16 protein-coding genes and 1 tRNA gene are annotated in these 14,091 nt (G+C 64.7%); 10 read left to right on the forward strand and 7 right to left on the reverse strand.

The features are described 5' to 3' along the window. The first annotated feature begins 46 nt into the window (after positions 1 to 46). The 3 genes from ACLBYB_RS14135 to ACLBYB_RS14145 all read left to right on the forward strand — a co-directional run bounded on the left by ACLBYB_RS14135 (position 47) and on the right by ACLBYB_RS14145 (position 2,549). Positions 47 to 1,711 (forward strand): heme biosynthesis HemY N-terminal domain-containing protein, encoded by a 1,665-nt coding sequence (locus tag ACLBYB_RS14135; protein WP_447699130.1) that lies wholly within the window; start codon positions 47 to 49, stop codon positions 1,709 to 1,711. A gap of 226 nt (positions 1,712 to 1,937) precedes the next feature. Beyond that, positions 1,938 to 2,372 (forward strand): NUDIX hydrolase, encoded by a 435-nt coding sequence (locus tag ACLBYB_RS14140; RefSeq protein ID WP_020092221.1) that lies wholly within the window; start codon positions 1,938 to 1,940, stop codon positions 2,370 to 2,372. 102 nt (positions 2,373 to 2,474) lie between these two features. Then, a tRNA-Thr gene (locus tag ACLBYB_RS14145) sits at positions 2,475 to 2,549 on the forward strand. A gap of 196 nt (positions 2,550 to 2,745) precedes the next feature. Here ACLBYB_RS14145 and ACLBYB_RS14150 read toward each other — a convergent pair. The 5 genes from ACLBYB_RS14150 to ACLBYB_RS14170 all read right to left on the reverse strand — a co-directional run bounded on the left by ACLBYB_RS14150 (position 2,746) and on the right by ACLBYB_RS14170 (position 5,978). Further along, the gene (locus ACLBYB_RS14150; protein WP_447699131.1) at positions 2,746 to 3,165 is read right to left on the reverse strand and encodes a hypothetical protein; all 420 of its coding nucleotides are present in this window, start codon (positions 3,163 to 3,165) and stop codon (positions 2,746 to 2,748) included. Continuing rightward, entirely contained in the window at positions 3,162 to 3,527 is a 366-nt protein-coding gene (locus ACLBYB_RS14155; RefSeq protein WP_447699132.1) for a hypothetical protein, read from the reverse strand. The genes ACLBYB_RS14150 and ACLBYB_RS14155 overlap by 4 nt, the downstream gene beginning before the upstream one ends. A 95-nt stretch (positions 3,528 to 3,622) precedes the next feature. Continuing rightward, on the reverse strand, positions 3,623 to 3,805 hold the full coding sequence (locus tag ACLBYB_RS14160; protein WP_447699133.1) for a hypothetical protein: 183 nt from the start codon (positions 3,803 to 3,805) through the stop codon (positions 3,623 to 3,625). Between the two features lie 441 nt (positions 3,806 to 4,246). Next, the gene (locus ACLBYB_RS14165) at positions 4,247 to 5,158 is read right to left on the reverse strand and encodes a helix-turn-helix domain-containing protein (RefSeq protein ID WP_447699134.1); all 912 of its coding nucleotides are present in this window, start codon (positions 5,156 to 5,158) and stop codon (positions 4,247 to 4,249) included. 364 nt (positions 5,159 to 5,522) lie between these two features. Then, positions 5,523 to 5,978, reverse strand: a complete 456-nt coding sequence (locus ACLBYB_RS14170) for a hypothetical protein (protein WP_447699135.1) — start codon at positions 5,976 to 5,978, stop codon at positions 5,523 to 5,525. 288 nt (positions 5,979 to 6,266) lie between these two features. Here ACLBYB_RS14170 and ACLBYB_RS14175 point away from each other — a divergent pair, with 288 nt between their 5' ends. Further along, positions 6,267 to 6,437, forward strand: a complete 171-nt coding sequence (locus tag ACLBYB_RS14175; RefSeq protein WP_447699136.1) for a hypothetical protein — start codon at positions 6,267 to 6,269, stop codon at positions 6,435 to 6,437. A 292-nt stretch (positions 6,438 to 6,729) separates the two neighbouring features. Here ACLBYB_RS14175 and ACLBYB_RS14180 read toward each other — a convergent pair whose 3' ends face one another. Then, on the reverse strand, positions 6,730 to 7,002 hold the full coding sequence (locus ACLBYB_RS14180) for a hypothetical protein (protein ID WP_447699137.1): 273 nt from the start codon (positions 7,000 to 7,002) through the stop codon (positions 6,730 to 6,732). Positions 7,003 to 7,129: 127 nt separating this feature from the next. On the opposite strand from ACLBYB_RS14180, the gene ACLBYB_RS14185 reads away from it, so the two are divergent. From ACLBYB_RS14185 to ACLBYB_RS14195, 3 genes are all read left to right on the forward strand, one after another. Further along, positions 7,130 to 7,801, forward strand: a complete 672-nt coding sequence (locus ACLBYB_RS14185) for a recombinase family protein (protein ID WP_447699138.1) — start codon at positions 7,130 to 7,132, stop codon at positions 7,799 to 7,801. Between the two features lie 637 nt (positions 7,802 to 8,438). Beyond that, the gene (locus ACLBYB_RS14190) at positions 8,439 to 8,675 is read left to right on the forward strand and encodes a hypothetical protein (RefSeq protein ID WP_447699139.1); all 237 of its coding nucleotides are present in this window, start codon (positions 8,439 to 8,441) and stop codon (positions 8,673 to 8,675) included. Between the two features lie 180 nt (positions 8,676 to 8,855). Continuing rightward, a complete protein-coding gene (locus ACLBYB_RS14195; protein ID WP_447699140.1) occupies positions 8,856 to 10,145 on the forward strand; it encodes a hypothetical protein in 1,290 nt (429 codons plus the stop codon). A gap of 447 nt (positions 10,146 to 10,592) precedes the next feature. Here ACLBYB_RS14195 and ACLBYB_RS14200 read toward each other — a convergent pair whose 3' ends face one another. Beyond that, entirely contained in the window at positions 10,593 to 11,792 is a 1,200-nt protein-coding gene (locus ACLBYB_RS14200) for a tyrosine-type recombinase/integrase (RefSeq protein WP_447699141.1), read from the reverse strand. A gap of 327 nt (positions 11,793 to 12,119) precedes the next feature. Between ACLBYB_RS14200 and ACLBYB_RS14205 the strand changes: the two genes are divergently transcribed. The 3 genes from ACLBYB_RS14205 (at position 12,120) to ACLBYB_RS14215 (ending at position 14,086) form a co-directional block, all read left to right on the forward strand. Beyond that, entirely contained in the window at positions 12,120 to 12,401 is a 282-nt protein-coding gene (locus ACLBYB_RS14205) for a hypothetical protein (protein WP_020092220.1), read from the forward strand. 421 nt (positions 12,402 to 12,822) lie between these two features. Continuing rightward, complete coding sequence (locus ACLBYB_RS14210; protein ID WP_020092219.1) at positions 12,823 to 13,680, forward strand: manganese catalase family protein; 858 nt, start codon at positions 12,823 to 12,825, stop codon at positions 13,678 to 13,680. Between the two features lie 73 nt (positions 13,681 to 13,753). Continuing rightward, complete coding sequence (locus ACLBYB_RS14215) at positions 13,754 to 14,086, forward strand: metal-sensitive transcriptional regulator (RefSeq protein WP_447699142.1); 333 nt, start codon at positions 13,754 to 13,756, stop codon at positions 14,084 to 14,086. The last annotated feature ends 5 nt before the right edge of the window (positions 14,087 to 14,091 follow it).

A 14,091-nucleotide genomic window follows, 5' to 3' on the forward strand; every position in this document is an offset into this window, starting at 1 on the left:
CCCCGCGACGGCCGCCAGCCGGCCGCCGACAGGAGATACTGACCCCATGTGGCGCGCCCTCGCCTTCCTGGCCCTGCTCGCACTCGCCGCCTTCGGGGCGGTCTGGATCGCCGACAGGCCCGGCACCGTCACCGTCGTCTGGAACGGCTACCAGATCGGCACCAGCCTCGCGGTCGCCCTCGTCGGCGTGATCGCGGCGGCGATCGTCCTGGGCGTCCTCTGGGCGATCGTGCGCGGTGTCATCGGCCTGCCCGAGGCCCTGGTCCGCGGCTCGGCCGAGCGGCGCCGGGCCAAGGGCCTCTCGGCCCTCTCCCGCGGCATGGTGGCGGTGGGCTCGGGCGATCCCCTGGCGGCCCGCCGCTTCGCGGGCGACGCCGAGCGGCTCCTCGGCACCGAGCCGCTGACCCTGCTGCTGAAGGCGCAGGCGGCGCAGATCTCCGGCGACCGGGACGCGGCCGAGAGCGCCTTCCAGCGCATGGTCGACGATCCCGAGACCCGGGTCCTGGGCCTGCGCGGCCTGTTCGTCGAGGCCCGGCGCCGCGAGGACGAGACGGCCGCCCGCGCCTATGCCACCGAGGCCGCCCGCCTCGCCCCGAGCGTGACCTGGGCCAACGAGGCCCTTCTGGAGGCGCAGAGCGCCGACGGCGACTGGGCGGCCGCCCTGGAGACGATCGAGCGCCGCTCGTCCCTCGGACTGATCGACAAGGCCGCGGCCCGACGCCAGCGGGCGGTGCTCCTCACCGCCATCGCTGGCGAGCGCGAGGCCGGCGAGCCGGAAATCGCCACGGAGCGGGCCCTGCAGGCGGTCAAGCTCGCCCCCGACCTCGTGCCGGCGGCCTGCATCGCCGGCCGCCTCCTCGCCCGCCGCGGCGACGTCAAGAAGGCCGCCCGGATCGTCGAGGCGGCCTGGAAGGCCAATCCCCATCCCGACCTCGCGAAGGTCTATCTGGGCCTGCGTCCCGGCGATTCGGTCCGCGACCGCCTCGCCCGCGCCGAAGTCCTGGCGAAGCTGTCGGTCTGGGACCCCGAATCCCGCCTCGCCCTGGGCCAGGCCGCCCTCGACGCGCGGGACTACAAGCGGGCCCGCGAGGCCGTGAAGCCCCTGCTCTCCGACCGTCCGACCGCCCGGGCCTGCCTGATGATGGCGGCCATCGAGGAGGCCGAGCACGGGGCCGCCTCCGGTCAGGCCCGCGAGTGGCTGGCCCGGGCCGCCCGCGCCCCGCGCGACCGCGTGTGGATCGCCGACGGCATCGCCACCGATACCTGGGCGCCGGTCTCGCCGGTGACCGGGCGCCTCGACGCCTTCGCGTGGCGCGAGCCTCCGAACACGCTCGGTGCCGCGCCCGCGGTGGAGCCGGAGGCGGACGCCGCCGGCCCGGCCCTCGTGCCGGCGGCCCCGAACGCCGCGGCGCCGGGCGCCAGACCGCTCGCCTCATCGGTCCCCGTGTCGCCTCCGACCGTGTCCCCCGCCGCCGCGACTGCTCCGGTCCCGTCGCCGACACCCGCGTCGACCTCCGCGTCGGCCCAGGCCGCGTCCTCGGCCTCGGTCGCGTCCGCGGCGTCGACCTCCACCGGCCCGATCCCGACCGTCCTTCCGGCGAAGGCGAGCGCCTCGAAGGCGGCCGGTGCCGACCCGGTCTCGGCCGGGATGGCGTCCGCGGCGCTGCCGCCTTCCGGCTCGGGTGGGCGGCCGGTTCGTCGGATCGGGTGACCGGTTTCACGGCGCGCCGGCCGTCCGAGCGCGAGATGACAGGAGCGCCGCGGGGTCACGGACACGCCGCGGCGTTCGACTATTGCAAGTTGAACGAGCCGGCGCGCCGTGTAGCTTGTCGTGAGCTGCCGACCGAGGATCCGATCATCCCCCAGCCCGCTCACAGCCCGCGCGCGCCGTCGATCCGGTCGGATCGGAGGGGCGTCCCGCGTCGCCGGGTGCGCCCGTGACCGTCCTCGAGGAGGACGGCGAGCCGCGCCGGCAGGTCGGGGCCCTGCCGTTCCGGCACGGGCGGGACGGCAAGACCAAGATCCTGCTGGTGACCTCCCGGGAGAGCCGCCGTTGGGTCATCCCCAAGGGATGGCCGATGAAGGGTCGCAAGCCGTTCGAGGCGGCCGCGCGGGAGGCCTACGAGGAGGCCGGCCTGCGCGGTGCGGTCGGCAAGCGGCCGATCGGGCTTTACCTCTACCAGAAGCGTCTGAGGAACCTCGACACCGTCCTGTGCCAGGTGAAGGTGTTTCCGCTGGAGGTGCGCAAGCAGCTCAAGCATTTCCCGGAGGCGCGCCAGCGGGAACTCCGATGGTTCACCCCTTCGGACGCCGCCGAGGCCGTGTCCGAGCCCGGGCTCGCCGCCCTGATCCGGGCCGCATCGCGCACCTAAAACGGCGCGGAAGCGCAACACGGCGTTGCCAACCCGGCGGCGATCCGTTATGGCCCCACTCGGCCGGACGGAGACGCCCCCGCGGGAGCGCCCCGGTCACCTGCTGCGGTAGCTCAGTGGTAGAGCACTTCATTGGTAATGAAGAGGTCGAGAGTTCAATCCTCTCTCGCAGCACCATTCAGATCAAGCACTTAGCCCAAATCCTCAAAGCTCTGCACCCCCCGTTTTTGGCCAGGGGTGCAGTGGGGGTGCAGTCTGAGGAATTGCTCCCCGGCTGTCTGGCGCTCCTTGTCCATGGTGCGTGACGTAGGGTTCAAGCGCCTCTCGCGTGTAGGTATCCCCTCAGATCGCCCAGGAGACTCGCTGGCGCCGTTCAGCGTCCCGGACGGCCGGATGATGCCTTCGCCACTGGAGGGGACTCAGCGGCCAATTCTGGAGCCGTTTCGACCATCGCCGCCGGGGCAACGTAAGTGGTCCGTCGCCGTTCTTGCAGAACGTCAGCAACGATCCCGGCGAGGCGTCGGCCGTCGAGCTGGCCAGCGGCGCGCTGAAACTCGAACAACTCGTCAATCGAGGCGTGTTGCAGGACCGCGCGAACTGCGTCCGGCCGGGCTTGGCGTTCGGTATCTCGCGCGGCCTGTGCGGCGGTGGCCGCCTCCTCTTTCGCCTGTAGCAGGGCGGCACGCGCGGCTCTCACGTCGTCCGAGACCTTGAACCGCTCGCCGCGCTTCTTGGCTGCCTCCTGGCGGCGGCGGGCCTCGCCCAGGTTCATGCCCATCATTGCGTTGCTCATGCTCTTACTCCGGCCTCGCGCTTCAGGCGGCTGGCCAACTGTGGGTGGGTGTTCGTGATGAAGCCCTGGTGGCTCCGGTTCGTCCGGCCTTCACGCCAGGGGTTGCCCCAGGTTGCGGCCAGAGCTTCGGCTTGATCGCGCTTGCGGGCGTCGGCTCCGGAGCGGATCGCGGCGTTCATCGCCACCGCGCGCTCTGTGGCGTTCGAGCCGATCGGGATCGAGCTGGCCGGCGTCGAGGCCGTGACCGGCGCTCCCATGCCGACGCTCATCATCGTGAGAGCATCGTCCAGGGTGCCGACAGGACCGGCGCCAAGGTCGAACTGGACGTGGCCGGCGTCATCGAGGCTGGCGACCGCGTTCATGGTCGTCTCGATGGTCTCGACTTCCGCCCTGGTGAACTCCCGGCCAGCGGCCTTGCCGAAGGCACGGATCTGGGGAGCAAAGAGGATACTCAGAGTCATCGGGCATCCTCTGCCGTCTTCGTCTTGAGGAAACCCTTCGCAATCAAGTCATTCACGAGGGTGTAGCGGATGTAGCCGGTCTTCGTCATCCGCTTGGAGAGTCGAGCGGCGTCAATCGCCGCCTCGAACTCGGGATCAACCCCGAGGTTCACTCGAAAATCGAGTTTCTTGGTGTTCATGGTAGTTCTCCAATCTGATTTAGACGGAGAAACGACAGGCGAAGACGTTCCCTGTACAGGGTAGATGGGTGGTGGATCGGCCCCGCGATTACTGCCGTGTTGGGTCGCGCACCAGCATGTGGCTGGCCGGGGGTCTCGTTGCCTGTCGAAGGTGCCGTGTCGGGGCTGGTGCGTGCTCTTGCGGGCTGCGGTGCGCCGGGCCTTCGATCCCGTCACCGTCGAGGGGGTTGAGCCCCCCCCCTTATTCGTCCTGCCGATCTCCGGCTTCCGTTGCATCATGCACGAAACTGTGGAAAATTCAAGCCACCCCATTGACATCAGCGTCGATCTGGTGGGTGAGAAGCTTGGCCGTGGTGGGTATAGTGGCTCTTGCGCGCTTCGCGCTTGCTCCGGCCTTTCAGGATGATGGGGGCTGTTGCCAGCCCTCCACCGTCGAGGCCGTCAGATCTGTGGACCCTTGGTTGGCTTGTAGGGCTCGGATGGCCGCTTCTGGTTGTAGAAGCTGATCCACATCGCGCTCCAATCGAACTCGTCTCCCCGCTTTCCAGCTCTGATCGACCAGTCTCGAAGCTGCTGAAGCAGTTCCTTGGCGACGCTTGGATCGTTGGATGTCCGGCCTGAACTGGCGTAGCGCGACTCGGTGTCGGCGGCTGTCTCAAGCCGTTGCTCGATCCACTCGGGGGTTGCGATCTGGTCGAAGGTGAACTTGCCGTCTATGGGCTGGCTCACCGGCTCCGGCTGCTTGTCCGGCTGCTCACCGCCTGCGCTGTCCTGCGCCCCCTTGAGCCCATCAGGGCGGAAGGGGGTGGCAGGACTATCCGGTGCAGTCGCTTTCTCTTCCTTCTCTCTCCCTTCATCGTAACCCTTTCCAGGGTTACTCTTCAGGGGTTGGGGTCTCACTGATGAGACGGTTGACGGTCTGACTGGTGAGACGGTTGGACCCTCGATCTCGGAGACCGGCATGCCCTCTGAGGTGGCAAGCCGGAGGTGAGAAACCTTGGAAGCCGGACGTTCGCCGGACTGCCTCGTTGGGACGCCCTTCAGCTCGTAGCTGTTGCTCCACTTGCTGTTGCCGGTCTTCCAGTCGATGTAGCCGGCCTTCCGCAGGGCCGTCAGTCCCCGGTGGACCGTAGCGCGGGAGTTCGTGGTTCCGTCCATCAGCGTCTCGACAGTCGGAAAGCATCGGCCAGTCTGACTGTTGTGGTGCAGTGCCAGCCGGACCCCGATGAGCTTCGCTGACTGGCTCAGGTTCTTGTCGGCGAGGAGCTTTTCCATCCAGAACGCCTTGCCCACGATGGTTGGGTGAGCACGGGGCGCCTCTTGTGCTGCAGGCGCGGTGTTACCATCTGTCATTTGTCGATCCTTTGCACGAGGTCTTCACCTTCGGCCCTCACCGTCTTATGCGGTTGAGGGCCTTTTCTGTTGGAGCCGTATTTTAGCTCCCTATTTCATGTGGTAGGTGATCGGCGAAATTGCACTAACTGGCTGATGTTGCACTATTTTTCTGATCGATCCCTATTTCTGCATTTTCATGCATGATCTTTTGAGGAGTGACGGGATCGAGCTGGCGAAATACGGACGCCTCTCCCTCTCCTGTCCCCCGCAATCGCCAGAGCGAGTCACAGGCGGGCGCGAGACCATTCTGGCCAGATCCTGCCGGATTATCCTCGTCGCCGTCTGCGCCCTTCCCTGATGATCGCCGTGGGTGTCAGCGGCCCTAGAAGCGGATCGTGAACGGTCGGAGGCCGGGGATCTTCAACCCGCCCCGCATCAACTCCACAGGCAAGCCGGACGATGTTGCTCCCCGGAAGGCGCGTGCAACGATGTCGTTAACCCGGCCGCGGTGCTTCTCAGGCAGCCCCCAATAGTCGTGGTCCTGCGGGGCCGAGAGGGTCGGATCGAAGGCGCGAACGTGGTCCGGTGTGGCCCAGGTGTGGGGTATCGGCTTGCGGGTGCCTGCCCGGAGCACGAAGCCGGTGACAACGCGCCCGAGACCACGACTGGCCATTTCCTCGGCTCCGATGATGCAATCTCCGAGCGGCCAGCGGCGCACGCCAGCAGGGAGCGTGACGCCCCTGTAGTTCTGGCCGTTCTCCAGAATGAAATCGAGGTCGGCCGGACGGATCTTCGTGTTCTCGCGAATTGAGACGATGACTGGATGGTCACTGTTCATGGTAATCGGGACCTTTTAGTTTGCGCGATCGTTTCTGGACTTTGAAGTCTACTGAATGAACTGAGGGAAGGTAGTGCATTAATAGGGGGCTTTTAGGGTAAAAATTTTCGGAACGACTTTCCCGACCGCCGCCCTATGTCCGTAGAAAAACTTTGACTTACATTCTTGCGAGCGATGTGTGTTACATGCAAGCGAAGGTGTGTGCCTTATTACTTACTGAGCACTGCGGAATGTTTCATATTACTCTTGTAATTCGACAATGGATGCCGTAGGTTCAGAGACACACAGATGTTGGATCACGAGATCTACTCGAAGCTGGCCAATCTCGCATGGGATCTCGGCAGGGCTGCCGACCGCATGCACGAGGCTGGGGACTGCGACGGCGAGCTTGTCGCCCGTGACGCTCTGGCTGCTCTGATTGACCTGCTTGAACGATACGAGAGCCGCGTCGAGGCGTAAGCTCAGGGCCTATCGAAGCGTCGGGACGAACGCGCGTCCCTCGCAGCGTTCCGGCGGTCTCGGTCCTCTTGCAAGGCGCGGTCAGCCTCTACCTGCCGGAGCCGGCGTAGCTCATCCGCTTGCCGCTCCTGTTCCCTGGCCATGTCCCGCATGGCGTTGACCGCCCGCGTGTCGTCCAAGCCCTGCGCCAGCACCGGAGCAGTCGCCAGGGAGACAGCGAGGGAGATGAGGCCGGCGCGGATCATACGAGCGATGTAGCGCCGGCCGAGTCGGCGGCGAGACGCCAGGCCGGTCACGTCCGGCACGGCTCAGTTGGCCGGGTCAGGGCGGCGTAGCTGGCCAGAACCTTCCGGAAGTCTAGCGAGGGGAGCCGGGACAGCACCCCGTGAAGGGCTTCGAGCGAGACGGCTCCGGTCTCGGCGCAGGTCAACGCCCGTTCGAGAACGGCGCCCCGTGGTCCCAGGAGAAGGCGCACGATCGCGCAGAGGGACCGGAGGCGCGCCCGGCGCTCACAGTCATCGATGTCGAGGGCGAACGGCCCCCAAGTGTCGGCAGTGGTCATCATCGTTTCTTGGTGTTGGGCCGGACGCGATTTCCTCGCGAGGGAGGCCGGAAGGGGGTTGCGGAGGGAGTCAGGACCTTTTACAAATCAGTCAACGAACGTGGACTGAGACGTAAGAGTCGAGATCGAAATGGCTGAGGGGCGGTTCGTCGGCTACTACCGGGTGTCCACCGCCAAGCAGGGTCGGTCCGGTCTCGGTCTGGAGGCACAGCAGTCTGCCGTTCACGGCTACCTGAACGGTGGGGACTGGTCCCTGGTGGCTGAGGTGGTCGAGGTCGAGAGCGGCAAGCGGTCGGACCGGCCGAAGCTGGCCGAAGCTCTCCGCCTCTGCCGGTTGCACAAGGCCACGCTCGTCATTGCCAAGCTGGACCGGCTGGCCCGTAACGTCGCCTTCGTCTCGGCTCTCATGGAAAGCGGGGTCGAGTTCGTGGCGGTGGACTTCCCGCAGGCCAACCGGCTCACGGTCCACATCCTGGCCGCCGTCGCGGAGCACGAGGCCAAGGCCATCAGCGAGCGCACCAAGGCCGCCCTGGCCGCCGCGAAGGCCAGAGGCGTGCGGTTGGGCGGGGACCGGGGTGTCGTCCTGTCCGCCGAGGCCAAGGCCAAGGGCGCGGCCGTCAGGATCGCCAAGGCCGACAGCCGGGCGGCTGATCTCCTGCCCATTATCCAGGACATCCGCGCGGCCGGTGCTACTACGCTCCAGGCCGTGGCCGATGCTCTGAACGCCAAGGGCATCACCACTGCCAGGGGTGGCCAGTGGTCTCCGGTTCAAGTCCAGAGGATCGAAGCGCGGGCAGCATGAGCGAGGATCTACCCGAGAAGATGCTTGAGCTGATGGCCGCCCTCAGCCTCCGTATCGCGGCCTCGAACGCGAGCGCCGACGAACTGGTAAAATCTGCCGTCCGGCTCGAAGGGCAGCCCGTAGCAGCGGCCATGCGCGATGTCGCGCGGGCGGCAGCGGGTGCAAATCCTGGAGATGGATGGGCAGTTCGCGGCCCTAGATGCCGCCTATACGGAGCGGTTCGGCACGGATCCATAAGTCCACCGACCCGACCCGTGGTCGGGGGGGCCGTTTGAGCCGGGCCGATGGGCGTCCCTTGGGAGGACGCGCCGTAGTGTGGCGCAATGAGGCCAATGGTCAATGAGCGAGGCCCGCCTCGGTCGCGCGAGACGGGCCTGCCAGCGATTGCGAAGCCGCGGCCGCACCATCCCCCAAGGCTCGATGCTGCTGCCGGCGCTCGCCCCCCGGACGATCGCTGCGGGCAGCCTGGCACGGTATGGTAAACGATCCGTCAACGGGTGCTGTTCTGTTCGCCACCATCCGTGACACGCCACGCCTTGATGCCGACGTTCTCGACAACGGCCCAGCTATGTTCACGACTTGTTCTAGATCCTGGCACAGGATCGGAGGACGGGCGATGGCGCGGCGCGGCGTATACGTGAGAGCCGAGGAGGTCCACTTCCTGGAAGAAGCCGGCCGTTGGCGAAAGCAGTGCGTCGACGTCCTATCTAGGGCCAAGCCGCAAGGCGATCTCTACAACGCCGTCTCGGCCCTGGTGGAGGCTATCGACGGCGTGGCCGAGGTCGTGGCCGGTGACCGGCGACGGTTCTACCAGCGCGACGCGACTACGCCCGGAAAAGCCCTGCCGCCTGTGAAGTGGCGGACCGTCGAGTGACCTAGACCGCTGTGATCGTGGTCGTGTCGAGTTGCACAGGGCTGGTCGCGCTGTCGCCTTCGGTCTTGGGCGTGGCCGTCGTCGCAAAGGCGGCCGGTGCCTCTGCGGTGGCCAAGGTTGCCCAACGGTCGGCGTGACGACTCCGGCGGCGTCCGTTATCTTCGGTATCAGGAAGGGACGATGATGCCAGAACAGATTGTAAAGCTGCGTGACGCCTTTGGTGTCGGCCGCGAAATCCCGCTGAACTACGTGGCACGCAATGAGGTAGATGGTAAATTCGTTGACAGCCTCACGCGCGACAAGCATGTGGTTATCTATGGCTCGTCCAAGCAAGGCAAGACAACTCTTCGCAAGCACTGTTTAGGAGACGACGATTTTATTGTCGTGAGTTGCCTGAACACAATGGGGCTATCTGAATTAAATGGTGCAATCCTGAAGTCTGCGGGATACCGAATTGAGCAAACGTCAACAAAAACAGTTGCTGGGGCTTGGAAATATGGCGCGGAGTTTGCTGGGGAAGGTAAGGTGCCTTTCATCGCAAAAGCAGCTGGAAAAGGCACGATCAACCGCGAGACGACTACTACCGACGCATTAGTTGCCGCACGACTCGAAATCGACTTGAATGATGTAAACGACATCATAACTGCGCTTAATGAGATCGGATTTACCAAGTACATAATCCTTGAGGATTTCCATTATCTGTCAGCTGATACTCAACGAGCATTTTCCTTTTCATTAAAAGCTTTTCACGAAAATTCTGGTCTCTGTTTCGTTGTCGTGGGCGTATGGCGCGAACAAAATCGTTTGATTTACTACAATGGTGATTTAACGAACCGCGTGATTAGTGTCGATGTGGATGTGTGGAAAGAAGAACATCTGCGTGAAGTTATAATTGCGGGAGAGCAACTCCTAAATGTTTCATTCGACAAAAGAACAATAGATGCGTTGCTTAGGCACTGCGGCGATAGTGTTGCGCTTATTCAAGAGGCTTGTTACCGCATCTGCGAACGTTCCGGCGTCAGCGAGACACAAGATAAGACAAAAGAGGTTGGTGCAACTCTCGACGCAGAGGCAATTGTTCGTGAAATTGTCAACGATCAGGCCGGACGCTACAATGCGTTTATCACTAATTTCAGTGAAGGATTTCAGTCTACTTACATGGAAATGTACAAGTGGCTGACTTACGCCGTCTTAGCTAGTTCGATTGAAGATTTGGAAAACGGGCTCCGAAGACAGCAGGTGGCCAGCATTATCAAGGCGAAGCATCCTGAAGGAGCAAGGCTGAATGAAGGAAATATCACGCAAGCCCTTCAGAACACAGCTTCTCTTCAAGTTCTTAAAAGCATTAGACCGATTATATTCGACTATGATCAAACGACGCGAGTTCTCACGACTGTTGATAAAAGCTTCTTGATCTGGCTGATGCACCAAGATCGAGATGAGCTACTCACCGAGCTTGGTATAGATTGAGCGTACATTGGCACGGGCCGGCGGTATGCCCCGCCGACCCGCACTGCTCAAGCCGCTGCGGAGAGGGGCTTCGAGTCCTGGCAGTCTCGCCATGTCCTGCCGCTCTCTCGGCAATCCTGCCAATCGAGAAGGTCTCCGATCCGCCAGCCGAGCTTGCGGATAGATAGCTTCAGAGGTGTCGGGATGGCACCCGCCGCCAGCATCCGGCGAAAGGTCTTCTCCGAGACGCCACAGTACGCGGCGGCATCTCGCGTGCCGACGATGCTACGTCTGGCGAGTTCGGGCGGTAAGCTTGCAAGAATGCTCATCTATCCTCTTGGATGGTCATGTGAGCCCATAAGATGGGACCGAGGCCGATCCATTTGAAGATGAAGGCCGTCGAAGTTGCAGCATTTGGACGCTGGTTCTTCAGTCGTCATACATGTCTGACTGATTTGAACATTATGGTCAGACCTCTCTGACGCACAATGATGTCACGTAGGAGGACCATCTCTCCAGCGCGTCTAGACGCTCTGGTAGGTAGGTGGCCCGATTGTAGATGCCGGCGACTCCGGCGCGGTGGCCAGAGACGTGGCTGAGCACGGCTTCCACGATGTGAGGCGCGATCCCGATGCCGTTCATGCCGGTGGCGGCAGTGCGCCGCAGATCGTGCAGCGTCCACTTCGCGACCGACGCGCCAAGCCTCTTGTCCATCGCCGCCTTGGCCTTGCTGAAGCCTTTGAACGGCCCCGCCCCTGATCCGAACACGAAGTCACGCCCGACATGCGCGGGTGCCTCCTTGAGGATGGCCAGCGCAGCGGGGGGGAGCGGCACATCGTGCGGTCGCTTGTTCTTCATGCGCTCGGCGGGAATGTCCCAATGGCCGGAGTTGAGGTCGATCTCCGACCACCGCGCTTCGGCAACCTCCCGCAACCGTAGGCCGGTGAGGATGAGGAGGCGGACGATCCGGCCGTAGTCGTCGTCTCGGCACGCCTTCCACACGGCGGCAAGCTCGGCGTTCGTCAGGACCCGATCTCGCTTGGTTGGGACGGTTGCCTTGTTCGCGTTGGCTGCCGGGTTCGCATCCACCAATCCATCCCGCATCGCCCATCCGAAGAATGTCGAGAGGATCGAGAGTGCCCGGTCGGCGGCATGTGGGCTGTCTGCCGCGATCTCCCGGTGCCGGCTGGCAATCTCGGCCTTGGTGATCGCCGACAGGGGCCGGTCGTGAAGCGGCTGCCAGTGGGCTTGAAGATGGTTTTTGATGCCATAGATCGTTGCTCCACGCCGGCCTTGGGCCTCCTTGTGCGCGACGTAGCGGTCAATGAGGCTGCCGAAGGTGACGGCCGCTTGAGCCCTTGCTTCTCGACGCGCCTTGGTCGGATCGCCGCCAAGCGCCGTCTCGGCAAGCTTCTCGCGAGCGGTTCGCCGGGCGGTCGCCAGATCGATGCTGTCAGCCGATCCGATGGTATGGATGCGTGAGGCGCCGCCAGATCGCGGAGGCCGGATCACCCACGCGCGGTTTCCGCTGGCTCGAATGCGGATGCCAAAGCCCTGCACCTCAGTGTCCCAGACCGTTCGTTCGGTCTGGCCGCTTCGGACTGACAGGGCGGCGATGGCCGGCTTGGTGAACCGGATGACGTTTTCAGCGTCCGCCCGACGTGGCATAAGGGCATCTCCCGTGGTTTGGGGGTGCAGTGGGGGTGCAAAGCAGCGACCCTTTCTGTCCCCGGATGTCCATGAGAATGAGGTGGTAGGGGCAAAAAGCCAAGTGATTTCAACAGATGGGCTGCACCCCGGCCATCCATGGCCGTATCCACCGGGTTTTTGGTAATGAAGAGGTCGAGAGTTCAATCCTCTCTCGCAGCACCAGAAACCTTCCCGATCTCGCAATCAGTCCGGACGATGCTAACGGTTCCCTAGCGGAACTCGTCGCAGACTGAGGATCGCGTCGGCTGCCCGGCCGACACCATCCGCTGAAGGGGACGCGCGGACGTGAACTCGACAGCCCTGTTCACCATGCTGGGCCTCGTCATCGGATGGGCAGTCCTGGCCGGCGCGGCCCTGATCACCGGGCGGGTCGCCACCTTCGCGTTCCTGATCCTGACGCTGATCGCCCTCTACCTCTACGTGCCGTGGGTGCGGCTGCGGGCGAGCGGGATCGACGGGTCCAGCCGACCGGTCCGGTTCTGGACCAACGTCGCCATGCTGGCCGTCAGCCTCGCCGCCTGCCTCGCCTTCGGGATCATGCTCGCCCGGCGCACAGGGCTCCTGTAGGCGCCCGTAGAGCGGCGCGTTCCGCGGCCGCGCCGCGCGCGCCCGGCGATCCCGAGAGAACCGTCCCCTGTCCGACCACCGAGTGCCCTCACGCGGCGCATCGCGGGCAGAGAAAGGGGCCGCTGATCCGGTCATTCGCGGCGCCCCCTTAACATGGGTGAGGCGCCCTTAACTTACATTGTGTAATTCTGGCCGGTTAAGCGCGGCCCTGATCGTGGATTTTTACGACAATACCCTGGCACGGCGCGGGAAAATGCGTTCGGTCAAATATTGATCGTTATAAATTCGCGAAAGATCGAACCGTGGTCCCGAGGCGGGGTTGAACAGAGTGCGAGGCGCGATGCTCCCACGGAGTACCGGGCCGACGGCCGATCGTGCGGTGGGCTTGAGCACGCCGTGCCTCTCGCGAGGGACAGACATCATGTACTATCACGACAAGCGGCTTCAGTACCCGGTCAAGGTCGACAGCCCCGACCCGATCTACGCCCGCATGCTCCAGCAGGCGATCGGCGGCATCGAGGGCGAGATCCGGGTCGCCTTCCAGTACTTCTTCCAGGCCTGGGGGAACCGCGCCCCGACGACCAAGTACCGTGACATGCTGCTCAATACGGCCACCGAGGAGATCGGCCATATCGAGATGCTCGCGACGGCGGTGGCGCTGAACCTCGAGAACGCCCCCACCAAGGTCCAGGAGGCCGGGGCGGCCGACGCGATCGTCGGTGCCGTGATGGGCGGCGAGAACCCGCGCCACATCGCCGAGGGCATGCTGCACAAGACGCTGCTGTCGACCGGCATGGCCGCCTTCCCGGGCAATTCCGACGGCCAGTCCTTCGACATGAGCCACATCTACGCCAGCGGCAACATCGCGGCCGACATGTACTGCAACGTCGCCGCCGAGAGCACCGGGCGCGTCCTGGCGGTGCGGCTCTACAACGCCACCAACGATGCGGGCATGCGCGACATGTGGAGCTTCCTCATCGCCCGCGACACGATGCACCAGCAGCAATGGCTGGCGGTGATCGAGGAACTCGGCGGCCACGCCGGAACGCTGCCGATCCCGAACTCCTTCCCGCAGGAGAAGGAGAACCAGAAGTTCAACTACAACTTCTTCTCCACGTCGGCGGACGGTTCGCCGCCGCCGGCCGGGCGCTGGACCCAGGGCCCGTCGCTCGACGGCAAGGGCGAGTTCAGCGTCGTCCAGAACCAGCCGATGGGCGAGGAGCCGGTGCTCGGCCCGGCGCGGCCCGACAGCGGTGCCGAGAGCCAGCAGATCGGCTGATCCGCCGGCCGGGACGGCTCACCCGAGGTCGCGGCGCTCCGGTGCGCCGCGACCCGCGCGCGGACGGGAACAGGTGGCTCGCAGGACGGTGACACGCGGCACGCTCGTCGACGGTCGTGTCTGCCTCGCCCGGACCGACGCGGAGCGCGCCCCGCTGGTCCGGCGACTGGCGCGGATCGAGGGTCAGGTTCGAGGATTGCGGGCGATGGTCGAGGCCGACAGGCACTGCCTCGACGAGGTCCAGCAGATCCGGGCCGCCACAGCGGCCCTGCGCGAGGTCGGCCTCCTGATCATCGACCAGCACGTCGCCGCGGGGCTCCGCCTCGCGGCGCGCGATCCGGACCGGGAGGCGGTGATGGCGGACCTCCTTCGGGTTCTGCGGGCGGCCATGGCGGAGGCCGGATAGGCGCG

This window comes from Methylobacterium sp. D54C, assembly GCF_053345595.1.